The sequence below is a fragment of the Micromonospora sp. B11E3 genome, from assembly GCF_039871625.1.
Classification (GTDB): domain Bacteria; phylum Actinomycetota; class Actinomycetes; order Mycobacteriales; family Micromonosporaceae; genus Micromonospora.
In genome coordinates, this window is the sequence record NZ_JBDPMC010000008.1 from 39,656 (window position 1) to 61,469 (window position 21,814).

Genomic DNA, 21,814 nt, shown 5'->3' on the forward strand with positions numbered 1-21,814 from the left:
AAGGTGGCGGGAAACCGGCCAGCCCGGGGAGGTCGGCGACCGGACGGACGCGACCTCCCCGGGCTGGGGAGACGGCTGCGGCGGTGTCAGGAACGCCGCTGCGGCAGTACGACGATCGCGTCCCCGTCCGGCCGTTCGCCCGTGCTGTCGCTGGGCAGGCCCTGCAGCGCGCCGTCGACCACCATGGCGGTGGAGCCGCCACCATCGAGGTTGATGGCGTCCACGGCGCCGAGGCCGCGCATCACCTGCGCCACCTCGGGGATGCTGAGTCCCACGCTGTGCGCCGGACGGCGGCCGTCGACGGTGAGCAGGATGATCCGACCGTCCGCGGTGACACCCGCGGCGGTCCGCGGGTTCCGCCGCAGGTACCAGCCGGTGTAGAACGAGCCCCGGTCCGCGCCGCCGATGCTCTCGGGGCTGAACCCGTCCCGGACCGGGTCGAGCGCGATCTCGCCGTCGCGCAGCAGCAGCGGACCGCCGTTGACGACAGAGGTGGCCGCCGTCAGCGGCAACGGCGTACCGCGCTCGGCATCGAGGACGGTGCGGCTCACCGCGAGCGGCTCGCCCGGGCGGGCGTGCTCGCGCAGCCACTGGCCGCCCGTGCCGGTGCCCTGGAGCAGGCTGCCGTCGGCCGGTACCGGCCCACCGAGGCGCTCCCGCACGGCGACCACGGTGCCGCGGGCGTCGAGCGTCACCTGGTAGCCCTCGCCCTCCGGGGCGGCCGGCCCGAAGACGGGCGTGATCGCGACCAGCTCGTTGTCGTTGCCGCAGGTGTAGTCGTGCGCCGGGCGCGTGAACGGGTACGCCTCGCCGACCCCGCCGCAGTTGACGACCAGCCCAGGCCTGCGGTTGAGACCGGTCATCTCGCGTTGGAAGCCACCGGCCCGCACCGACAGTCGCGTCGCCAGCCGGCGTACCGCGGTGCCCTGGCCAGAGTCGGTGGGGACGACCAGCGCCGGCCGGTCGTTGACGGCCTCCGACACCAGGTCGCCGTTGACGACCGAGATCCCCGCGAGGTCGCCGTCGGTGCCGGCCAGCCCGGGGCCGGGCTGCCCCGTCCCGGTCGGGGAGATGACGAAGAAGCCGCCGTTGACGGCGGCCAGTGCCCCCGTACGCCGCGCGAGGGAACTGGTCGTCTCCCGGCCCGGCACGATCTGCGTGGCCAACTCCGAGCCGAGCCGCCCCCGGAACTGACGCGGGTCGACGACCAGTACGTCGACCGACCACGGTCCGGTCGTCGGGTGGCCGTCCTCACCCGTGAACTGGACGCTGCCGCGTACCCCCTTCGTCTGGAGGTCGGCCGCGATCGCCTGCGCCCCCTGCTGGTCCGGGGAACGCCCCACCCGGACCATCCACCCGAGTGGACGGTCGTCCACACCGGTCGGCGACGGCCCGGCGGTGGGGTCCCGCCGCGGTTCGTAGCCGGCCGCTCGGACCTGCTGCTCCAGCGAGACAGCCGCGGCCTCCGTGGTCGCCACACCGATGGTGACGGTCCAGAAGTCCTCGGCGGAGGCCGTCCCCCGCTCGATCGCGATGTGGGTGACGCCCTCGGAGAGCTGGCGGACGGTGCGGGTCTCGGCCAGGGTCGCCGGCCCGAGCGGCAGCGCACCGAACGCGTCCGCGAGCGGCTGGCCGTCGGGGCGGCCCGGTGCGGCCGCGGCCAGCGGGGAGACGGCGAGACAGACCGCCGTCACCCCGCCCGCCAGGCCGAGTCGTACGGTGTTGCGGCGCATGGTCATCCTTTCGGTTCCGAGAGAGCTGGCCAGAGCCTGGCCAGCGATGACGACGCGGAGCTGAACGGCGGATGTGGCGGAACCCAGGGTTCGGTGTCCTGCGCGGGCCCCGGTCCGCGGCGGCCGCGCTACGCGTCCCAGGCGACCTCCACCCGCTTGAAGCCGCGGGCGAAGAAGATGACGTCCCGCTCGGTGGCGTCCGGGCCGGCCAGCCGCAGGTTGGGCAGCCGGTCGAGCAGGCGGGGTAGGGCGATCCGCAGTTCCAGGCGCGCCAGCGGTGCGCCGACGCAGGCGTGGATCCCCTTGCCGAAGGCGAGGTGGCGGTTCGCGCTGTCCCGGGTGACGTCGAAGGCGTCGGCGTCGTCGAAGACGGTGTCCCGGTTGGCCGAGCCGAAGTGCACCATCAGTCGGGCGCCGACGGGGAGGCGCACCCCACCCAGCTCGGTCTCCTCGGTGACCGTCCGGAACAGGCCCTGCGCGGGGCTCTCGTACCGCAGGATCTCCTCGACCATGGTGTCGACCAGCGTGGGGTCGCGGCGGACCCGGTCGAGCTGGTCGGGGTGGTTCAGTAGGGCGACGAGCCCGTTGCCGATGGCCCGGGTGACCGTCACGTGCCCGGCGATGACCAGGTTCATGGGCACCCGCATCATCTCGACCATGGTCAGCTCGTCACCGCTCGCGGCGAGCAGGCCGGACATCAGGTCGTCGGTCGGGCGCGCGGCACGCTCCTCCAACGCCGCCATGAAGTACCGCTGCATCGCCACCACGTCCCGGGCGTACCCGACCCGCCGCTCGACCGGGTCGGTCGGCTGCAACAGCCGGAGCCAGTTGTAGCTCCAGCGGTGCAGCATCGGGATGTCCTCGCGCGGTACGCCGAGGATGTCGCCGATGGCCACCAGCGGCAGCGGCCAGCCGAACTTCTCGATCACGTCGGCGCGGCCGTCGGCGACGAACGAGTCGATCAGTTCGTCGGTGGCCGCGCGCAGTCGCGGCTCGAGGTCGGCCACCCGTTTCGGGGTGAAGACCCTGCTCACCGGGGCGCGGAGGCGACGATGGACCGGCTCGTCGCTCTCGGTCAGCGTCGGGCGCAGCGGCCAGCCCTCCTGCATCACGGCCAGGACCTCGGGCGGTGGCGGCTTGACGGAGGCCTGCACCGCGTTCGCCGACGAGTACGTCCGGTGGTCGCGGAGGACCTCCAGCACGTCGTCGTACCGCGTGACGATCCACATCTCGTGTTCGGCGGAGTAGAAGACCGGCTGCTCCGCCCGCAGCCTCGTGTAGAGGGGGTACGGGTCACGAAGCTGCTCGGGTGCGAGAGGATCGAACCGCAGCGGGCAAACGGCCGGCTGTTCGGCGGTGGTCACTGGCTGCTCCCAGTTCATGCAGAAAATCTCGGGCATACACCTCAAGGCGCCCGAGCATTCTCGACGAGCGGTCCACCCACTGTCTACTTTGGGCGAAGTGGCGCGCGCCGACCTGGGAGGCGGGCCGATTTGAGCGCGAGCCCACGGCAGCCGTGTCGACTGCCGTGGGTTCGCGTGACGGAGAACCCGATCCCTTGGCCTACGGCGGGCCTAACGCTCCTGAAGTTCCGGTCGCCGCTGTTGTCCCGACGCCACCGGTTGCTGCCGTCGACGACCGTCTTCGGCACGTCGAAGGCGAGGACGAGGCCGCCCTCGTCGGCGACGTCCCGCAGGGTCGGCTCGTTGCGCTTCATCCCCATGGCCCATTCGGTGTGCTGCCGGGCGTAGGACAGCGCCACCTCGAAGTCGAGGGTGACGGTGTTCCAGCCCTGGTCCTTGCCCTCCCTGGCGATGTCGTGCTTCTCCCAACGCTTGCAGCCGATGTCGCTGCCGGCCTTGGTCGGGGCCAGGCCCGCGGCGAGCCCGGGCGTGGCGTACCTCGTGGACAGGACGATGGTGTTGGTGGCCGGCAGGTGGTCGCTGCCGACGGGCGTGTCGAGAAGCGCCACGGTCAGCGGTGTGCCGTGCGTGGTGTTGAGGGCCGCCACCACGTCGGCGACCACCTGTTCGGCCGCACTCCAGTACGTCAGACGCGCGGTCAGCGCCTGATGCGGCTGCGGGGCCGGGGGGTGGGCCGGTGCGGGGCCGCGACGCTGTGTCTGGCGCTTGCGGTGTGTCACCGGGGAGCCACGAATCGGACGCGCGGAGGGGCGCCCCCGCTCGCCGTTCTGTGCATGCCCGGACATTTGTGGTGTTTCAGGGCGGGCGCGGGCCTGTGACGGACGCGTTTCTCGCCTGTTGCGGTGGTGTCGGGGTCTTGACAATCGGTCTGAGCAGGCGAAGGATCCTCGCAACCGGTTGCGCAACCGGTTGCGAGGATCTTGTCAGGAGGACGACGTGACCACCGGTTCACCGCCGACGATCTACCAGGTCGCCCAGGCGGTCGGCGTTTCCGCCTCTACCGTGAGTCGGGTGCTGGCCGGCGCGAACGGCATCGCGCCGGAGACCAAGGCGCGTGTCCTGGCGGCGGCGGATCGGCTGGGCTACCGGCGCAACAGCCTGGCCAGCGACCTGGCCCGCCGGGCGTCGAACACCGTCGCGGTGCTGCTGCCGGACATCTCGAACCCGTTCTTCTCCAGCCTCGTCAAGGAGATCCAGATCCTGGCCGAGCGGTCGGGGTTGGCGGTCCTGCTGTGCAGCACCCGCGACGACGAGCGGATCGAGCAGCGGAACCTCGACGTGCTGCTGTCGAAGAAGATCAAACACGTACTGGTGATGGGGCTGCGGGCCGACTCCGGCGAGGTCCAGGCGTACGAGGACGCCGGCCTGCGCTTCATCGCGCTCGACCGGGCGGTCCCGTCCACCCACGCGGTGCGGATCCACTCGGACAACTTCGCCGGCGCGCGGGCGGTGACCGAGCACCTGATCGAGTTGGGGCACCGGCGGATCGCGCACCTGCGCGGTCCGGAGTTCTGCGACGTCGCGCTGGAACGGTACGAGGGTTACCGGGCGGCGCTCAAGGCGCACAAGATCCGCTACGACCGGCGACTGGTGGTCACCAGCACGTTCGACGAGGCGGGCGGCCGTGCCGCGCTGGACACCCTGGTCCGACGGGAGTCGCCCTTCACCGCGGTCTTCGCCTCGAACGACCTCATCGCGATCGGCGTGCACTGTGCGGCACGCGATCACGGCCTGCGGATTCCGCGGGACTTCTCGCTGGCGGGCTTCGACGACGTGCCGGTGGCGTCGTACACCACTCCCAGGATCACGACGGTGAGACAGGACGTACGGGCGATCGCGGCGGCGGCGATGGACGCCGTCCGGTCGGGGTCGGGGACCGGCGCGCGGGAGGTGTGCATTCCGGTGGAACTCCGGATACGGGATTCCACCGCCGCTCCGGCGGCCTGACGGTCAACAAACGGCTTAATCAGGAAATAGGGAGTAGATACTGTCATGAATTGGCGTGCCGGAAAAAAGATCATATTTTCGGTCCCGTTGCTGGCCGTGCTGGCCACGACGGCGTGCCTCGGTCCCGTCTCCAACAGCGGCAGCGGGGACGGGGGTGACGTCACCCTCCAGTTCGTCGGCGGCCAGCCCGACGGCTACTACGACAAGGCGATCGCGGCGTTCGAGCAGGCGAACCCGGGCATCAAGGTGAAGTACGTGTCCAACCCGGCGAGCCAGCTCTCCCAGGTGCTGCAGGCCCGCCTCGGCGGCAAGGACAGCTCGATCGACGCGTTCACCGCGGACGAGCCGAAGATCCCCTCGATGGTCGACCGGGGCTTCCTGCTGCCGCTCGACGACCTGAAGGGCGAGGCCGACAAGCAGGCCAGCCCCGAGGCCGTCCGGGCGACCACCTTCGACAGCAAGCTGTACGCCCTGCCGCTGTGGACGTCCACCATGCTGCTGTACTACAACAAGGACCTGCTGAAGAAGGCCGGCATCGCCGACCCGGCGATGGCCACGGACAAGCGCCTCAACTGGGAGCAGCTCACCGCCGACGCCAAGAAGGCCCAGGCCGCCGGCGCCCAGTACGGTTTCGCCTTCGAGCAGCCCGGCCGCTACTACCAGCTGGAGCCGCTGATCGTCTCGGCCGGCGGCGGCACCGGGCTGTCCGGTGACAAGAACCTCACCCCGGCGATCCAGGACCAGGGCTGGAAGAAGGCGCTGACGTTCTACCAGGGGCTGTTCAGTCAGGGCATCACCCCGAAGGGCATCCAGTACACCCAGCTGCCCGCGCTCTTCGCCAACGGCAAGATCGCGTACTTCCTGGCGAACACCCCGTCCGTCGCGACCTTCAAGAAGAGCCCCGACCTGAAGTTCGGCGTCGCGCCGTCGCCGACCTTCGCGGGCGGCAAGCCGGCGACCCCGACCGACTCGTGGGCACTCGCCGTCAGCCCGTACTCGAAGCACCAGGCCGAGGCCAAGAAGTTCATCTCGTTCCTGACCCTGAACGACGAGGGCGCCGTGCTCTCCGGTCAGGACATCGCCCGGATCCCGGCCAACAACCACGCGTACGCCGCCTGGGCCAAGCTCATCGACAGCGCCGGGCCCGAGCTGGCTGGCACCTCGCAGCTGATCGCCGACGAGCTGTCGCAGACCGCGGTGAAGCGCCCCTCCAGCATCGGCTACACCGACTTCGAGGCCGTGGTGAACAAGATGATCGACAACATCGGCAACGGTGCGAACGTCGACAGCGCACTGGCCGACGGCCAGGCGCAACTGGTCAACACGCTGGGACGGTTCGGAAATTGACATCCTCCGCCGCCCTGAAGGGCGGGGATTCCCTCGGTCGCCCGAGGGGGTTCCTGCTTCGTCGGGCCGTGCCGTCACCGCTTGCGCGGGTCGGGTCCTACCGTCCCTCCACAGGCGTTTTACCTCTCCGCCAGCCCGGAGGCGAGGATGTTCCTGGCGGCGTTGACGTCCCGGTCGTGCCCGGCCCCGCAGCCGAGGCAGGTCCACGACCGCACCGACAGAGGCATGGCCGGGTGGAGCAGGCCGCACGCGGAGCAGGTCTTCGACGACGGATACCACCGGTCGACGGCGACGACTGTCCGCCCGTACCAGGCCGCCTTGTACTCCAACATGCTCCGCAACTCGGACCACGCCGCGTCCGAGATTGCACGGGCCAGCGAGTGGTTGCGTACCATGGTGCGCACGCTGAGGTCCTCGATCACGACCGCTTGATTCTCACGGACGAGTCGGGTCGACAGCTTGTGCAGGTAATCCCGCCGCCGGTCGGCGATACGGGCATGGATCCGGGCCACCCTCACGCGGGCCTTGGCCCGGTTGCGGGAGCCCTTCTCCTTACGGGACAGGTCACGTTGCGCCCTCGCCAGCTTCCGCTGGTCGACACGCTCATGCTGAGGGTTGGTGACCTTCTCCCCGGTGGACAGGGTGACCAGGCTGGTGATTCCGACGTCCACCCCGACCGCCGCGTCGACTGGCGGCAGGGGCATGACGGTCGAGTCCTCCACCAGCAGGGACACGAACCACCGGCCCGCGGCGTCCCGGGACACGGTGACCGTCGACGGCTGCGCGCCCTCGGGGAGGGGACGGGACCACACGATGTCCAGCGGCGCGTCCATCTTCGCGAGGGTCAGTTGTCCGTCGCGCCAGCGGAACGCCGAGCGGGTGTACTCGGCCGACGCCCTCGACCTGCGCTTGGACTTGAACCGCGGGTAGCCACACCGCTTGTCCCAGAACGCGGCGAAGCCGGCTTGCAGGTGCCGCAGCGTCTGCTGCAACGGCACCGAAGACACCTCGTTGAGAAACCCGAGTTCCTCCGTGCGCTTCCACTCGGTCAGCCACGTCGACGTCTGCGCGTAGCTGGTGCGTTGCCGGTCCACCGCCCACGCCCGGGTACGCGCCTCCAAGGCCCGGTTGTAGACCAGCCGCACACACCCGAACGTCCGGTTCAATTGCTCGGCCTGCTCCGAGGAGGGATAGAAGCGGTATTTGAACGCCCGCTTCACCACCTCACCCATACCGCACATTCTGCCATCCATGTAGGACGATCACCCGAAGGGAGGGAGCGGCGTTTCCTCCCCCGCATGACGGCGGGGGTATCCACGCCGCGATTCCTATGACGACGTCCGTCACGCCCGCCGGCGCGCCCCCCAGGCGCGCCGGCGGGCCGGCCCGGCGCCGGCGTCCCGTGAAGAAGATCGGGGGTACGGGCCTGGCCGCGCTGCTGATGCTGGGGCCGGCGCTGGTCGCGATCCTGTTCTTCCGGCTCGTGCCGGCGGTCGAGGCCATCCGCACCAGCCTGTCCGACCCGCAGGGGGCGTTCGCCAGCTACGCCCGGGTCTTCGCCGACCCGGCGTTCCTCGCCTCGGTACGGCAGACCTTGCTGTTCACCGTCCTGGTGAACCCGTTCCAGATCCTGCTGGCCCTCGGTCTCGCCGTGCTGCTCACCCAGCGGCTGCCCCTGGTCGGGCTCTGGCGGACCCTGATCTTCCTGCCCGCGGCGCTCCCGCAGGTGGTCAGCGCGATCATCTGGGGCGTGATGTTCCGCCCGGACGGGCCGCTCAACGCGGTGCTGGGCGCGCTGGGCCTGCCGCACCAGCCGTTCCTCACCTCGAAGTTCCAGGCCCTGCCCGGGATCATCATCCTGGTCTCCTGGGTGGGCGTGGGGTACTGGATGATGTTCCTCGTCGCCGGCCTGAAGGACATCCCCGGCGACACGCTGGAGGCGGCGAAGATCGACGGAGCCGGACCGTTCCGCACGTTCTTCAAGGTGACCCTGCCGCAGCTGAAGCGACCGCTGCTGTTCGTGCTGGTGGCCGACACGATCGCCAACTTCCTGGTGTTCGCGCCGGTCGAGACGCTGACCGCCGGCGGCCCGGACCACTCCACGAACCTGATCATGTTCGACATCTACGAACGTGCCTACGTCACCGGCGACCTGCCGGCGGCGTCGGCGGAGACCTTCATCCTGCTGTGCATCATCCTCGCGGTGGTCTCGATCCAGTTCAAACTGCTTCCCTCGGAGGACTGACATGTCGACCGCAGACCAACCTCAGGCGAGGTCGGGGAGCCGGCTGAAGCGCGGCGTCCTGCTGGCCCTGGCGATCGGCGCGACGCTCTACTCCGTGATCCCGCTGTGGTTCGCGCTGGTCAGCTCGGTACGCCCGGAGGGGGACATCTTCCGCTACCTCTCGCCCCTGTCGATCAAGTCGATCTGGCCGACCACGTTGACCGGGGCCAGCTTCCGGACCCTGATGGACACCGGATTCGGCGCGCCGGTGGTGAACTCCGTCATCGTCGCGCTGCTCACCATCGTCATCGGGCTGATCCTCTGCTCCGCGGCGGCCTTCGCGCTCGGCGTACTGCAGTTCCGGGGGCAGAAGTTCCTGTTCGGGGTCACCCTGGTGGGCTTCCTCATGCCCTTCGACGCGCTGGCGATCCCGCTCAGCCAGGTCCTCTCCGGCGCCGGGTTCCAGAACACCTACGACGGGTTGATCCTGCCGGCGGTCGGCAACGGGCTGGCGATCTTCGCGCTGCGGCAGTTCTTCCGGAACATCCCGCGTGAGCTGCTCGAGGCCGCGCAGATGGACGGGTACGGCTGGTGGCGGATCCTGTTCCGGATCTACCTGCCGCTGTCCAAGCCCGCGCTGATCAGCGCGGCGCTCATCCTGTTCGTCTTCCAGTGGCACGCGTTCCTGTGGCCGCTGCTGATCGCGCCGGACCCGGCGATCCAGGTCGCCCCGGTGGCCATCGCGCAGTTCTCCCAGGAGACGTTCGTGGACTTCGGCGCGATCTTCGCCGGCACGGTCATCACCGCGGCGATTCCGCTCTGCCTGCTGCTCTACGCGCAGAAGTACTTCGTGGCGTCGATCGCCGGAACCGGAGTGAAGTAATGACACAGCAACCCTGGTCCGGTGTCTTCCCGTACCTGCCCACGCCGCTGGACGCCGACGGCACGGTACGCCGGACGACGCTGGCCGACATCGTCGAGCGCTGCCTCGCCGCCGGCGTACACGGGCTGACCCCGCTGGGCAGCAGCGGCGAACTGCCCTACCTGACCGGCGACCAGCGACTGGCGGTGATCGAGGGCACCGTCGCCGCCGCGGCGGGCCGCGTTCCGGTCGTACCCGGGGTCGGGGGTTTCGACACCGCGTCCGTGGTGCGGGACGCCCGCGCCGCGGTGGCCGCCGGCAGCGACGGCATCCTGCTGGTGATCCTCGCCTACTTCCCGCTGCGGCCGGCGGAGATCCTCGGCATGATCGGCGCGGTCACCGCCGCCGTGGAGGTGCCGGTGGTGCTCTACCACCACCCGCATCTCACCCACGTCGAGTTCTCCGCGGACGTCATCGCGGCGGCGCACCGCGACCACGGCGTGCACCACGTCAAGGACGCCTCCGGGCGGATCACCAACGTGGCCCGCTGGCTGGACGCCACCTCGGGCGGGATCCGGTACTTCTCCGCGACGGCCGTACCCCCCACCGCCGCGATGCTGTCCGGAGCGTGTGGCTGGATGGCCGGTCCGGCGGCCGCCTTCCCCGCCGAGTCGGTGGAGATCTACGACCTCGCCGTCCGGGGTGAGTGGGCGGCGGCGCAGGCGAGGGAACGCCGGCTCGACTCGGCGCTGAACGTGTTCCGCACCCTCGGCCCCGGCCGCGGCGTCAAGGGACTCTTCGCCGCGCTGGGGATCGACGTGGGGCAGCCCGTGCCGCCGCTCGCGCCGCTCGACCCGGCCGAGCTGGCCCTGATCCGCGACGACCTGGCCCGGCTGACGGAACAGGGAGCGGCGTGATGCCGGAGACCGCGACCCCTCGGCGGCGGATCGTGCTGGACTGCGACACCGGTCTCGACGACACCCTGACGCTGATCTTCCTGTCCGGACGGCCCGACGTGGACCTGGTGGCGGTGGGCTCGGTGCACGGCAACGTCTCGGCCGTACAGGGGGCGCACAACTCCGCCGCCGTGCTCAAGACCCTCGGCCGCACGGACGTGCCGGTGACCGTCGGGGCCCGGCGCCCACTGGCCCAGCCGGTGCAGTACAGCGCCAGGGTGCACGGCTCCGACGGGCTGGGCGAGATCCCCGTCGACCGCCAGGTGCGGGTACGCACCGACAACTCCGCCGCCGAGCAGCTCGTCCAGCTCGCGCGGCGCCACCCGGGCGAGCTGGAGATCGTCGCCGTCGGGCCGCTCACCAACATCGCGCTGGCGCTCATGATCGAGCCGGACCTGCCGAACCTGGTCGCCGGTATCTCGGTGATGGGCGGCGCGGTGACCGTGCCCGGGAACAACACTCCCTGGGCCGAATCGAACATCGCGCACGACCCCGAGGCGGCGAGCCTGGTCTTCTCGGCCGGCTGGCGGCGCTGCGTACTGGCCGGGTTGGACGTCACCCTCACCACCTGGCTGCGGCCGACGGAACTGGCCGCGATCGACGCCCTGACCACCCCGGGCGGCCGGCTCGCCCAGCAGATCATCGAGAGGTTCTCCGCGTACTTCTCGGTGGCCTACGGGCGGCAGAGCTGTCCCATCCACGACCCGACCGCCGCGATCCTGCTGCTGCACCCCGAGTACGGCGAGTACCGGCGGTGGAGCGTCCAGGTGGAGTTGGCGCGCGGCATCACCCGGGGCGCGACGCTGGCCGACCGGCGGCCGTTCGTCGCCGGCAAGCCGGAGCCCCCGCATCCGCCGATCGAGGTCGCGACCGGGCTGGACGTCGACGCGGTGCTGGAATGCTTCGTGGCGGGGATCCGGGCCGCCGGCAGCGCACCGGGACGGCAGGGGCAACCGATGGGGAAAGAGGCGCGTGGTGACTGACCTCCTGGTCGTGGGGAGCGTCAACCTGGACGAAATCTATCCGGTGCCGGAGCTGCCGATCCGGGGCGAGACGGTGCTGTCGGCGTCGTCGCGCTCCCGGCACTCGGGCGGCAAGGGGGGCAACCAGGCGGTCGCCGCGGCCACCCGGACCGGGGTCGCGTTCGTCGGAGCCGTCGGGGACGACGACATCGGCGAGTTCCTGCGGACGGACCTGGCCGCCGCCGGTGTCGACACCACGTACCTCGTGGTCAAACCCGCGGCGTCGGGGACGGCGGTGGTGATCGTCGAGCAGGGCTCGGGCGACAACTCGATCGTGGTCGACCAGGGCGCGAACCTGCTGCTGGACACCGCCGACATCCCGCCGGGGCCGCTGGCGGCGGCCCGGGTCGTCCTTCTGCAACTGGAGATCCCGCTGAAGACGGCCCGCGCGGTCGCCGAGCGGGCCGCCGGGCTCGTGGTGCTCAACCCGGCGCCGATGGTCGACGGGGTGGTCGAACTGCTGGACCGGGTCGACGTGCTGGTCCCGAACGAGTTCGAGTTGCGGAGCCTGCTCCGCCGGGACGCCCTGATCGGTCCGGACGAGGCCGCCGCCGCGGTGCGGGAGGCCCCCGGGCGCGGCGACGTGGTCGCGACGTTCGGCGGCGCCGGTGCCTACGTGTACGAGCGGGAGCGCGACCGGGTCACGCACATCGCCCCGCCGACGGTGCCGGTGTTGGACACGACGGGCGCGGGCGACTGCCTGTGCGGGGTGTTGGCCGCCGAGCTCGCGGCCGGAGCGGACCTCGTCGCGGCGGCGGAGACAGCGGTCTGCGTGGCCAGTCTGTCCACCACCCGGTCCGGGGCGCGGTGGACCCGGGCCGTCGACGACGCGGAGCTGGACAAGCTCCGGTCCGCGGCGCGGCGAACCGTCATCCCGAGGTGACGCACCACCAGAGGATGGAACCGTGGTCCTGGAACGTGCCGCAGGAACCAGTTCGCCGACTCCAGGTGCTCCACCGTCCCCGCCGGCCGTTGCGGTGGCGGCTGCCCGACAGCCACGGTGGCCAGGCGCCGCAGGCGCGCGGCGGCGGGTTCCCCGCTCGCCGGCGGACCGTAGGTGAGCAGCGTGGGAGTGGCCGCGAAAGCCGGCTGCGGCTGCCGGTACGTCTCCATCGCCACCCCGGCGGCGGCCACCGCCACGATCGCCGCCCCGGCTGCCGCCAGGACGAGACGGCGTCGCGGACGCTCCGGTTCGACGGTGCCCGTGGCGCGGTCGGAAGCGAGGATGCGGGCCAGGTCCCGCGCGGCGGGCCCGCATCAACCGCATGGCGTACGCCGCCCGGGACTGACCCAGGACGACCGCCGCCTCGGCGGCGACAGCGTCACCGACGTCAGACCCGACGACCCGCCGAGCCGCGTACCGCCACACGTGACCGTGATGACGCTCGTACAACTCGGTGAACCGCATCTTCGCGACGTCCATGGCACCTCCTACTGGGGCTTATGTCCGGCACCGGCCGGGACGTCACGCCGAGCAGCGAACGAATCACCCGAATGCGTCACACGGGGTTTGCGTCGCCGGCGCGCGACGGCGCCGGCGTGCGCGACGGATGCCGATCCGGGCGCCGTACGCCGGGGGCGCCGCCGCCGGGTTGACCGGCTGCCGGGCCACTCCTGCGGCTCCAGCCAGCGCTGGCGGACATCGTCGACCGGATCTGACCCTGCCCCGGCCCGGGAGGCGGATCCGGTGATACAACGGCAGCCGCGGGAGCGGACGCACCCGCGGGCTGCCGTCCGTCCAGCCGGGCCGAGGTCGGGGTGGACGGCGGAGGTCGACGAGCCGCCACTCCTTGCCGCAGTGAGGTTGCCATGCCGATCGACCACATCATCTACGCCCATCCGGACCTCGACACCGCCGTCACCCAGCTCGAGGAGCGTCTCGGCGTGCGGGCCCTCGGTGGTGGGAAGCACGTGGGTCAAGGGACGCACAACAAGCTGCTCGCGCTCGGCCCGCGTACCTATCTGGAGATCGTCGCCCCTGACCCCGACCAGGCCGAGCCGCCCCACCCGCGTCCCTACGGGGTCGACGGCGTCACCCGCGGCGGCCTGGTCGGCTGGGCTGTCGAGTGCGACGACATCGACGCGGCGCTCGCCAGGGCGCGGCGGCACGGCTTCGACCCGGGTGACGTGATCGACGGCCGTAGGGTCGGGCCGACGGGGGAGATGCTGCGGTGGCGACTGACGCGCAACGCGCTCAACGCCGGCCTGGTCCCGTTCCTCATAAGTTGGGGCGACACCCCGCACCCCGCCCGCTCGGCGCCACGGGGGCTCCTCCTCGAATCCTTCCACGTCGAGCATCCGGATCCGGAGTCCCTCAGGCCGGTACTCGCGGCCCTCGGCGCGGACGTGCAGGTCGAACCCGCGGCCGACGCCGCGCTCGTGGCCCGGCTCGGCGGGCCCAACGGCAGCACGGAGCTCCGGTGACGGCACCCTGACCGTGGCCGACGACGCCTGACCGGCCCCGTCGGCCCCGCCGCGATGCGGTGGTCAGTTGGCGAGGGTGGCGTGCATCTCCCACACCAGGATCTCGGCGGCCTCGGTCGCGGTTACCCGCTGCCCACCGGTGGCGGTGAAGCGGACGGCGTCCCCGGTGCCGAGCGTCCCGGCGCCCTCGAGGGTGACGGTGCCGCGCGGGACGAACAGGTGCAGGAACGGCGCCTCCGGCAGTTGCACGCTCTGGCCGGGCTGCAGCCGGGCGGCGTAGAGGGCGGCGTGCCGGTTCTTGATCCGGATGGCGGCGGCGCCGTCGTGCTTGTCCATCCCGGAGGCGACCGGGACGAGCCCACCGCGCAGCAGTTCGTTGTCGATCTCCAGCTGCTCGTAGCCGGGGGTGATGCCGGGCTCGTCCGGCACGACCCACATCTGCACGAAGTGCACGGGGTCGGTGTGCCGCTGGCCCTGGATCCGCCAGGAGTCGTTCTTCTCCGAGTGCAGGATGCCGGTGCCGGCGCTCATCCGCTGGGCCAGGCCGGGGTAGATCACGCCGGAGTGGCCGGTGGAGTCCTGGTGCACCAGGGAGCCCTGCAGCACCCAGGTGACGATCTCCATGTCCCGGTGCGGGTGGGTGTCGAACCCGGTCCCCGGGAGGACGATGTCGTCGTTGTTGACCAGCAGCAGGCCGTGGTGGGTGTTGGCGGCGTCGTAGTGCCCGCCGAAGGAGAACGAGTGCTTGGAGTCCAGCCAGGCGATGTTGGTCTTGAACCGGTCCTCCGCGCGGCGGATGTCGACGATCGGGGTCAGCGCGGTGCTCATGGGATGTCCCTTCGGGGCGTGCGTGAGGTGGGGGAGGGGTCGGGTGGGGCGGCGGCGTCCGGCGGGTCAGGCGGTCTTGGTCGCGAGGTTGACGGTCATGTCGGTGGCTCCGTCCAGAAGATGACGTGTCATGCGATTGCCTCAACCTACATGACGCGTCATTCATTCCACAAGCATGACGCGTCATCCAGATGGAGTAGGATGGTGGGCATGGCGGACACCCGTTGGCTCGACGAGGGTCAGCAGCGCGCCTGGCGGGCGTACCTGGGCATGCAGGGGCGGCTGACAGCCGAGCTGAACCGGCAACTGCAGTCCACCTCGAACCTGTCGTTGGCCGACTACGACGTCCTCGTCCAGCTCACCGACACCCCCGACGGCCGGCTGCGCCCCTTCGAGCTGCAACGCGCCCTGGGCTGGGAACAGAGCCGACTGTCCCACCACCTCAGCCGCATGCAACGCCGCGACCTCGTCGGCCGCGAGGAGTGCGGCGAGGACGGGCGCGGCGCGTACGTCGTGCTGACCGACGCCGGCCGGCAGGCGATCGCCGACGCGGCGCCCGGCCACGTCGAGGCCGTACGCCGTCTGTTCTTCGACGCCCTCGACCCCGACGAGGTGGAGACGCTGTACCGGCTCGCCAGCGCAGTCCTCGACCGGCTCGACGCCGCCGCGGCCCGCCGCTGAAACCGGCGTACGCGTCGGGTCAGCCCGCCGTCGACGGCGCTGTGCGTCCCTCTTCGTCCTGGCCTGCGCCGCGGCGTAGTCTCCCGACACCGTGCCCGACAGGATGAAGCGCATGTTCGAGAAGTCCTGCGACAGCGCGGATGTCACCGGCTGGACGGCTCCCTCCGCGGCCAGGCCCGCGCGCATCATCCCCTGGTACGCCTCCGTCGCGGCGGCCTGCTGGCTCAGTTCGGTCGACCCCGCGGTCGGTTAGTACCTGTCGACGACCCCGAGTGCCTCCTGGCAGCCGGCGGGAAGCAGCGGCGCCAGCGACAACGACGGCCTGGTCTCGGGCGTTTGCGGCGTCGTACTGATCGGTCGAGAGGGCCTCGCGCTCGGCTCAGGCTGTCGTCTGTGGCCCTACCGTGCTTGGTCCGGCATGGACAGGCGCGGTCGGCTCGGCCTCCTGAGGATGCGCTACCTCTGAGTCTCGGACCGGAGGTGTCGGGGGAGTGTTCCGCGGCCACGCGTAGGTGAGGAAGGCGACGATGGCCGCCGCCACGCCACCGAGCGCCCCTACCGCGGCCGAGTCCAGCCTGAGCCTCTTGTGCCTGCGGGGAAAGCCGCCGCGCGTTTCGTACCACAACGCCCATAGGGGGACAATGATCACGGACCATTTGGATTGCGGCTCAATGAGGCGGTAGAAGGCGCCGACTGAAGTGATCCTGACCGGGCACGGGCAGGCCATCATAGCAACCGGTTTGGCCCTAATTTAGGGATATTGGGCTTGATGCGACAGTGTGTGCCATGGTAAAGAACAATCGCATCCATCCCGTAGAGATCGTCTTCACGCAACTTAGGACAGGGCATAGCCCCGCCGTTCGAGGTTGAGGTGCTATGCGGGGCGCTGCCGGAACGGCTTGACCAGCGCAAACAGCCGATGAGGCGGCGGACCGACTGGCCGACGAGGACGTCAATCGGGCAAGCAGACATAGTTCGATTTGATCAACCCCGGTCCAGCGAGGACACCTGAAATGTGGACACGGTCTAGTGACCTTCGTCGTCCATGTGTCCACACTGACTGATCACTCAGTTCGTCGCAGCGGAGGTGCCCACCGTGACCACGCTACCCACCCCAACCGCTGGCGCGGTCGGCAGCCAAGCCCGGCCCGGCCCAGCGCCCGCACGAGGTCGTGAGGCGCCACCACCTCCTACGGCCCTTCCCTGGATAGCGGCGGTGGCCCGCATCGACTGGTGGCGATGAGCTTGGCTAAGTCGCCGATATGACCAGAGCCGGGTGAAAGCCAGTAGCCTTTGAGCGAATTCTCGCTTTGGTGCGTTCAAGATCGCCGGCACGCCCGGTGCGAATGCCGCGCGGATCGCCAATCGTTTAGTTGCCTCCAATTCAAGCCTGTCTAAAAAGTAGGGGTTATGGGGTTGCGACATCTATCAAACTGCCTGCACCGCGCCAAACTCGTTGCACATGCTGGTGAACCCGGATTTCTCGGCACAGCCCCATGGGCGCCGGTGTGGTCGTACGGTCTCTCTACTTGGGGATGACCCGCCTAATCAGCGGGCTGGAACTGCTGACTCTCAGGCGTGGAGGCCCCTACAGCGCTTGTGACTAACCCAGACGCGTCAAATTCTTCATCCCCCAGGAGGTCGTCTTTATGAAAGCTCGCGAAGATGTAACCAGCTATCGAGAATTCGTGAACAGATTGAGGTTGCGAGGAATTCAGGTAGAGGAGACAAATGGCATCGATTTCCCGGCGAACGCCGCGATGCACGACCGCGCGGCCGTCGTCCCAGCCGTCGTCGTCTCTCCGCGCAGCGAATGGGGCGTCGTGCAGACGCTGCAACTGATGGCCGAGTTGAAACTGAACGGGAAGGTCCCGCTGTCGGTCAAGAGCGGCGGCCATGGCTATTTTAACGGCGCGACCTGCACCGGCATCATGATCAACCTGGCGAACATGACCCAGCGTCGCATTGCAGGCGACACCTTGTTCCTGGAGCCGGGCTGCGTGCTCGGGCAGACCATCAACATTCTGGCCAAGAACCGCAAGGCAGTGCCGCATGGCGACTGCTTCGGAGTCGGCGCGGGCGGGCACTTCCTCACCGCCGGGTGGGACCTTATCCTCGGACGCAAATACGGACTTGGGTGTCAATCCGTCGTGGGCGGTCGAGTCGTGCTCTGGGACGGCAGCGTCATCGACGTGGACGAAGAAAGCCATCCAGACCTGCTGCTGGCGATGCGCGGCGGTGCCATCGCCTGCGTAGGAGTCGTCACCGAAATACGCTTGAAGCTGATAGACGAGCCGGCGCTGGCGACCTGGCGATTCACGCGGATCACTCGAGAACAGCTGGCCACCTGCGTGGGCCATGGCTTCTTCGGACGATCAGCCAAGCTGCCCCAGGAGGTGTCAGTCTCGGTCCGCATCCACTTCGAGCCGGATCAGCTGGCGCCGGTGTGCTCATTCAACGTTGTAAGCCTACTGACCGCCGAGGCCACCGTGCAACTGCTGCGCGAATACCTGGGAGACGAGGTTACGGACATCGTGGCCGATCTTTCGGCGTGGTCAGAGAAGACTTTGCTCGATCTGCGCATGTTGCCGGCTTCGGACTTTCTGGCAGCCCACCCAGAGATGCTGGGGGAGGTAACCGCGCAGGCGCTGCACGCCAATCCCTTACTATACTGGAAGCAGACCTCGTCCGCGCGGGAGATGGCCAGCTCCTACTTCACGTCCATCTCGAGTTGGGTCGTTCCGGACTGCGAGCCTATGCTCCTCGAACTATACGCCGCCTTCGAATCGGCGCAGGCGCATCCGTTGCGCGAGCGGATGTACACGCTCGTCATTTTAGGCGGCGGACGGATGACGGACCTGCAAGATAGCTGTTCCATGCCCTTGGGCGAGGCGCTGGCGCGGTTCGAGCTGCACTGGGATGACCCCGAAACCGAGGAGGCATGGAGCCGCGACTTCACGGACAAGGTTCACTCGATCCTGCTGTCGAAGCAGGATCCGGGGCCCGAGCGCCCCTACCGGGGAGACATCTGGCTGCCCGAGCAGGCGGACGACCCGCGTCTGGAGGCCATCCGCAAGACATACGACACCGGAATAATATCGCGCGCCTGAACGGATGCAGGCACAGATCCATTGATCATGAAGTTGCTGACGCTTCGTGATCACGGGAGGTTCTGTGCCTGCCATCCCAGCATGGCTGATCGAGCCGTTGTGGGTCCAGTTCGCCGCGCTGCTACCCGAGCGGCCGATGTACCAGCCGGCACAGCCGTTGGGCTGTCACCGTAGGCGGGTCGATGACCGGATCGTGTTCGACAAGCTGGTCCAGGTGCTGCGATTCGGCTGCTCCTACGAGGCGCTCGCCGATGCCACCTGTTCGGCCACCACGATCCGCGGTCGTCGTGATGAGTGGATTCGCTTCGGGGTGTTCGCCCAGCTCAAACAGATCGCCGTGGACGCCTACGACCGGCTCGTCGGCTTGGTCTTGGACGACATCGCCGTGGACGGCTGCATCACCAAGGCCCCCGGCGGCGGTGACTGCGCCGGGCGGTCCCCGGTCGACCGGGGCAAGCAGGGCATGAAACGCTCCACCATGGTCGACGGCTACGGCATCCCCCTCGGCCGGGTCCTTTCACGTCGGGTTCGGCGCCCATGCCGGCGTCAAGACGCCCGAGGCGTACGTCCGGCCGGGGAGGGTCGTGGGCGTCGACCGCGGCGTAAGGTCGCCGTGGCGATGTCCGACGGGCGCATGTGGAACCGCACATTCGTCAGCCCCGGTCAGGAGCGGGAGTTGGCCAGGCTGACGTCGAAGGCCGGCTGGCAGGAGACCGCCCGCCGCACGTACGGCGGCACGGGTGCAGAGGCGGTTCGCCGCCCACATCACGAAGTCGTGGCGCCGGTGGCGGACCTTCGCTGAGGTTCGGGCGGTTTCCGCACGGACCTTACGGGCCCGGTTCGAGGTCCGGCACGCCACCATCAGCCTTGAACGCCTCTGCATCTCGGCCATGACCGCCACCGCGAAGGGCACCATCGAAGAGCCCGGCATCACGGGCTGAACCGGGCGATCCTCGACAAGGGCTGGGGCATGTTCGAGGCAGCCTTGGCCAACCGTGCACGTACCACCGGCACCCGGATCGTCAAGGTGTCAGCCGCGTTCACCTCCCAGCGGTGCAGCCGCTGCGGGAACACGCACCGGAACAACCGCATGGGCGGGCGTGCCGATGAGAGGGCGATGAAGTAGTGGCGACCGTCACTGGCTCGGCGAAACGTAACCGCAACAAGGGGCCGACAGCATGCCAGCATGCAGTTGAGTATCGAACGCGCCGACTTCACCGCCCCCGACCTCAGTGCGTTCCTTCAGGCGCATCTCGACGATCTCGCGCCGACAGCCCCTGCGGAGAGCCGGCATGCACTGGACCTCGGTGGGCTGCAGACACCAGACGTCCGCCTGTGGGTCGCCTCCGTCGGCGGACAGATCGTGGGGACCGGAGCTCTCGCGAACCTGGAGCCGGGGCACGAGGAACTCAAGAGCATGCGGACGGATCCGGAGCGACGAGGTCAGGGAATCGCCACCCGGATCCTCGACCATCTCGTGCAGAATGCGCGGGGACGCCACATCCACCGGATCTCCCTGGAGACCGGCAGCATGGGGTTCTTCGCGCCGGCGAGAGCGCTGTACGCCAAGGCAGGGTTCGTTCCCTGCGCTCCGTTCGGTTCCTACACGGAGGATCCCAACAGCGTCTTCATGACGAAGACCCTGTAGTGCTCGTCGGGGGCTCGGTACGCCGTATCCCGGCGTCCTCTGCTCCACGAGTGGCATCAGCGACGTCGGTTCCTGGCGTGCTCCACGGCCGGCTCGCCGCACGCTAACTTGTCGCGCGTGATCTACCGAGTCGGGGACGTGCTGCGTATCTCCTGCCCGTTCACGCCGACGATCGTCACCGGCGTCGACGCCGCGCACGTCAGCGTCCGCTGGCCCTGCTGGGAGATCGACCCGGACGCGGAGGGCGTGCGCTGGAACGGCGAGGTGGCCCTGGGCCGCGACGATCCGGACGAGCTGTACGCGACCGACCCGCCCTCGGGTCGCCTTGCACCCGGCGATACCTGCCGGGTCGGTATCCCCGCGCGGATCATCCACGTGATCGAGGTCCACGAGTACGATCCGCCGCAGGAGACGGGTTGGCTGCCCCGCCCGAGCCTGAGTCTGCTCGTTCTGCGGGCCGGTGAGGCCCCGGACGCGGCAGCGGAGTTCCAGGGTACGAGCATCGAGCCCGGTGGCGGTGTTCCGTTCACCATCGAACCGGTCTTCCGGCCGTACGCCTTCCTGGAGACCGGCGACGACGTCGCCGACGCCGACGGCCGTGCGTGGCGCTTCGGCGGTCCATGGATCTGGGCCGCCTACGACGGTGCGGGCGGCGTGCCGGCCTGGCCCCTGACCCTACTGACCGGCGGAGCGGACCCGGCGGCGGTCGCGGCCGCGACCGCTTCAGGTTCACACGAAGGTGAAGTCACCCGCTGGCGCCGAGCGGCCGGTCTGCGAGACGGGGTCCAGCCCCGCTGAGCAGGATGCCGGCGAACGCGGCGTGGGTCGGGGTGGCGGGCTGGCGGTCGAGGACGGCGAACACGACCTCGTCGAACCAGGGGCTGTGGCGCAGCGCGGTGGCGAACGCGGTGGCGACGGTGACGGGATCGTTGCCGAACACACCGCAGCCCCATGCGCCGAGTACGAGCCGGCGGTGGCCGTGGGTGGCGGCGACCTGAAGGATCCGCGCCGCCCGGCGGGCCAGCGCCGCTGGCAGGTCGGCCAGGTGTTGTGGCTGGCTGCGCGCGATCGCCGAACGGTTGGGCGCCGCGGCGGTCAGGAACGACACCGGGTACGGCGCCGGCAGCAGGGCACCCTTGTCGTCACGGAACACCGGCACCGAAGGCGAGTAGATCACCCGATCGCTGTAGGTCAGCTCGGAGTGGGTGCGGTGGTGGGCGTAGAAGTCGCCGGCCGCGCGCAGGCACGGGTACAGCGCCGAACCGCGGGCCAGGCTCTCCTCCTGGGCCTGGGCGCCGTTGAGGAAGCCGCCCCCGGGGTTGCGTGCCGAGGCGAAGACCAGGCATGCGAGGTCGCCACCGAGCCGGCGGGTCGCCGTCAGGGTCGACTCGTTGGTCACTTCGATGGTGGGCGTGCCGCCGACCGGCGCGGGCACCGCCACATCCTCGTCGGGGAGGTACAGCCGGGTGCCGGCCACCGCCCGCGCGACCTGCGCACCGATGAGCACCTCGCCGTCGGCGGCACGGTAGGTGCCGCGTTCGGCGATGTCCACCGTTTCGCGGGCGATCGCCCGCAGTCGACTACTCACGACCGGCATCATCGCGGGTG

At 69.8% G+C, this 21,814-nt stretch carries 19 protein-coding genes and 1 pseudogene; 14 read left to right on the forward strand and 6 right to left on the reverse strand.

Annotation, left to right across the window (positions count from 1 at the left end):
• Positions 1–86 precede the first annotated feature (86 nt).
• From ABGB16_RS06595 to ABGB16_RS06605, 3 genes are all read right to left on the reverse strand, one after another.
• Complete coding sequence (locus tag ABGB16_RS06595; RefSeq protein WP_347667054.1) at positions 87–1,733, reverse strand: phosphodiester glycosidase family protein; 1,647 nt, start codon at positions 1,731–1,733, stop codon at positions 87–89.
• A gap of 128 nt (positions 1,734–1,861) precedes the next feature.
• On the reverse strand, positions 1,862–3,115 hold the full coding sequence (locus tag ABGB16_RS06600; RefSeq protein WP_347667055.1) for a cytochrome P450: 1,254 nt from the start codon (positions 3,113–3,115) through the stop codon (positions 1,862–1,864).
• Positions 3,116–3,180: 65 nt separating this feature from the next.
• On the reverse strand, positions 3,181–3,876 hold the full coding sequence (locus tag ABGB16_RS06605; RefSeq protein ID WP_347667056.1) for a hypothetical protein: 696 nt from the start codon (positions 3,874–3,876) through the stop codon (positions 3,181–3,183).
• Between the two features lie 217 nt (positions 3,877–4,093).
• On the opposite strand from ABGB16_RS06605, the gene ABGB16_RS06610 reads away from it, so the two are divergent.
• Positions 4,094–5,104, forward strand: a complete 1,011-nt coding sequence (locus ABGB16_RS06610; RefSeq protein ID WP_347667057.1) for a LacI family DNA-binding transcriptional regulator — start codon at positions 4,094–4,096, stop codon at positions 5,102–5,104.
• A gap of 45 nt (positions 5,105–5,149) precedes the next feature.
• Positions 5,150–6,451, forward strand: a complete 1,302-nt coding sequence (locus ABGB16_RS06615) for a sugar ABC transporter substrate-binding protein (protein WP_347667058.1) — start codon at positions 5,150–5,152, stop codon at positions 6,449–6,451.
• Positions 6,452–6,570: 119 nt separating this feature from the next.
• On the opposite strand, the gene ABGB16_RS06620 is transcribed toward ABGB16_RS06615, so the two are convergent.
• On the reverse strand, positions 6,571–7,683 hold the full coding sequence (locus ABGB16_RS06620; RefSeq protein ID WP_347667059.1) for an RNA-guided endonuclease TnpB family protein: 1,113 nt from the start codon (positions 7,681–7,683) through the stop codon (positions 6,571–6,573).
• A 170-nt stretch (positions 7,684–7,853) separates the two neighbouring features.
• Here ABGB16_RS06620 and ABGB16_RS06625 point away from each other — a divergent pair, with 170 nt between their 5' ends.
• The 6 genes from ABGB16_RS06625 (at position 7,854) to ABGB16_RS06650 (ending at position 13,939) form a co-directional block, all read left to right on the forward strand.
• Positions 7,854–8,696 carry a sugar ABC transporter permease gene (locus ABGB16_RS06625; protein WP_347667060.1) on the forward strand — a complete coding sequence of 281 codons (843 nt, stop codon included), beginning with the start codon at positions 7,854–7,856 and terminating at the stop codon, positions 8,694–8,696.
• Position 8,697: 1 nt separating this feature from the next.
• Complete coding sequence (locus tag ABGB16_RS06630; RefSeq protein WP_347667061.1) at positions 8,698–9,558, forward strand: carbohydrate ABC transporter permease; 861 nt, start codon at positions 8,698–8,700, stop codon at positions 9,556–9,558.
• Positions 9,558–10,454: a dihydrodipicolinate synthase family protein gene (locus ABGB16_RS06635; RefSeq protein WP_347667062.1), complete on the forward strand. Its 897-nt coding sequence runs from the start codon at positions 9,558–9,560 to the stop codon at positions 10,452–10,454. Before ABGB16_RS06630 ends, ABGB16_RS06635 begins: the two co-directional genes overlap by 1 nt.
• Entirely contained in the window at positions 10,454–11,476 is a 1,023-nt protein-coding gene (locus tag ABGB16_RS06640) for a nucleoside hydrolase (RefSeq protein WP_347667063.1), read from the forward strand. Before ABGB16_RS06635 ends, ABGB16_RS06640 begins: the two co-directional genes overlap by 1 nt.
• Positions 11,469–12,398 (forward strand): ribokinase, encoded by a 930-nt coding sequence (locus ABGB16_RS06645; protein WP_347667064.1) that lies wholly within the window; start codon positions 11,469–11,471, stop codon positions 12,396–12,398. Before ABGB16_RS06640 ends, ABGB16_RS06645 begins: the two co-directional genes overlap by 8 nt.
• 926 nt (positions 12,399–13,324) lie before the next feature.
• Complete coding sequence (locus ABGB16_RS06650; protein WP_347667065.1) at positions 13,325–13,939, forward strand: VOC family protein; 615 nt, start codon at positions 13,325–13,327, stop codon at positions 13,937–13,939.
• Between the two features lie 63 nt (positions 13,940–14,002).
• Here ABGB16_RS06650 and ABGB16_RS06655 read toward each other — a convergent pair whose 3' ends face one another.
• Positions 14,003–14,767, reverse strand: coding sequence for a pirin family protein (locus ABGB16_RS06655; protein ID WP_347667066.1), 765 nt, complete (start codon positions 14,765–14,767; stop codon positions 14,003–14,005).
• Positions 14,768–14,977: 210 nt separating this feature from the next.
• Here ABGB16_RS06655 and ABGB16_RS06660 point away from each other — a divergent pair, with 210 nt between their 5' ends.
• The 6 genes and pseudogenes from ABGB16_RS06660 to ABGB16_RS06685 all read left to right on the forward strand — a co-directional run bounded on the left by ABGB16_RS06660 (position 14,978) and on the right by ABGB16_RS06685 (position 21,004).
• Positions 14,978–15,448 carry a MarR family transcriptional regulator gene (locus tag ABGB16_RS06660; protein WP_347667067.1) on the forward strand — a complete coding sequence of 157 codons (471 nt, stop codon included), beginning with the start codon at positions 14,978–14,980 and terminating at the stop codon, positions 15,446–15,448.
• A 103-nt stretch (positions 15,449–15,551) separates the two neighbouring features.
• Entirely contained in the window at positions 15,552–15,701 is a 150-nt protein-coding gene (locus ABGB16_RS06665; RefSeq protein ID WP_347667068.1) for a hypothetical protein, read from the forward strand.
• Positions 15,702–17,097: 1,396 nt separating this feature from the next.
• A complete protein-coding gene (locus ABGB16_RS06670; protein ID WP_347667069.1) occupies positions 17,098–18,558 on the forward strand; it encodes an FAD-binding protein in 1,461 nt (486 codons plus the stop codon).
• Between the two features lie 64 nt (positions 18,559–18,622).
• Positions 18,623–19,078: pseudogene (locus ABGB16_RS06675) on the forward strand (transposase); the annotation flags it as partial.
• Between the two features lie 666 nt (positions 19,079–19,744).
• Positions 19,745–20,206: a GNAT family N-acetyltransferase gene (locus tag ABGB16_RS06680; protein ID WP_347667070.1), complete on the forward strand. Its 462-nt coding sequence runs from the start codon at positions 19,745–19,747 to the stop codon at positions 20,204–20,206.
• A gap of 117 nt (positions 20,207–20,323) precedes the next feature.
• The gene (locus tag ABGB16_RS06685) at positions 20,324–21,004 is read left to right on the forward strand and encodes a hypothetical protein (RefSeq protein WP_347667071.1); all 681 of its coding nucleotides are present in this window, start codon (positions 20,324–20,326) and stop codon (positions 21,002–21,004) included.
• Here the strand turns inward: ABGB16_RS06685 and ABGB16_RS06690 are convergent.
• On the reverse strand, positions 20,952–21,794 hold the full coding sequence (locus ABGB16_RS06690) for a TIGR02452 family protein (protein WP_347667072.1): 843 nt from the start codon (positions 21,792–21,794) through the stop codon (positions 20,952–20,954). The two genes, ABGB16_RS06685 and ABGB16_RS06690, sit on opposite strands and share 53 nt — an antisense overlap.
• Positions 21,795–21,814: the final 20 nt, after the last annotated feature.

Bases quoted from the DNA above. Each gene is read 5' to 3' on its own strand.
- ABGB16_RS06595 (WP_347667054.1), bottom strand. From the start codon at position 1,733: ATGCGCCGCAACACCGTACGACTCGGCCTGGCGGGCGGGGTGACGGCG.
- ABGB16_RS06600 (WP_347667055.1), bottom strand. From the start codon at position 3,115: ATGAACTGGGAGCAGCCAGTGACCACCGCCGAACAGCCGGCCGTTTGC.
- ABGB16_RS06615 (WP_347667058.1), top strand. From the start codon at position 5,150: ATGAATTGGCGTGCCGGAAAAAAGATCATATTTTCGGTCCCGTTGCTG.
- ABGB16_RS06620 (WP_347667059.1), bottom strand. From the start codon at position 7,683: ATGGGTGAGGTGGTGAAGCGGGCGTTCAAATACCGCTTCTATCCCTCC.
- ABGB16_RS06630 (WP_347667061.1), top strand. From the start codon at position 8,698: ATGTCGACCGCAGACCAACCTCAGGCGAGGTCGGGGAGCCGGCTGAAG.
- ABGB16_RS06635 (WP_347667062.1), top strand. From the start codon at position 9,558: ATGACACAGCAACCCTGGTCCGGTGTCTTCCCGTACCTGCCCACGCCG.
- ABGB16_RS06640 (WP_347667063.1), top strand. From the start codon at position 10,454: ATGCCGGAGACCGCGACCCCTCGGCGGCGGATCGTGCTGGACTGCGAC.
- ABGB16_RS06650 (WP_347667065.1), top strand. From the start codon at position 13,325: ATGCCGATCGACCACATCATCTACGCCCATCCGGACCTCGACACCGCC.
- ABGB16_RS06655 (WP_347667066.1), bottom strand. From the start codon at position 14,767: ATGAGCACCGCGCTGACCCCGATCGTCGACATCCGCCGCGCGGAGGAC.
- ABGB16_RS06660 (WP_347667067.1), top strand. From the start codon at position 14,978: ATGGCGGACACCCGTTGGCTCGACGAGGGTCAGCAGCGCGCCTGGCGG.
- ABGB16_RS06665 (WP_347667068.1), top strand. From the start codon at position 15,552: ATGAAGCGCATGTTCGAGAAGTCCTGCGACAGCGCGGATGTCACCGGC.
- ABGB16_RS06670 (WP_347667069.1), top strand. From the start codon at position 17,098: ATGAAAGCTCGCGAAGATGTAACCAGCTATCGAGAATTCGTGAACAGA.
- ABGB16_RS06680 (WP_347667070.1), top strand. From the start codon at position 19,745: ATGCAGTTGAGTATCGAACGCGCCGACTTCACCGCCCCCGACCTCAGT.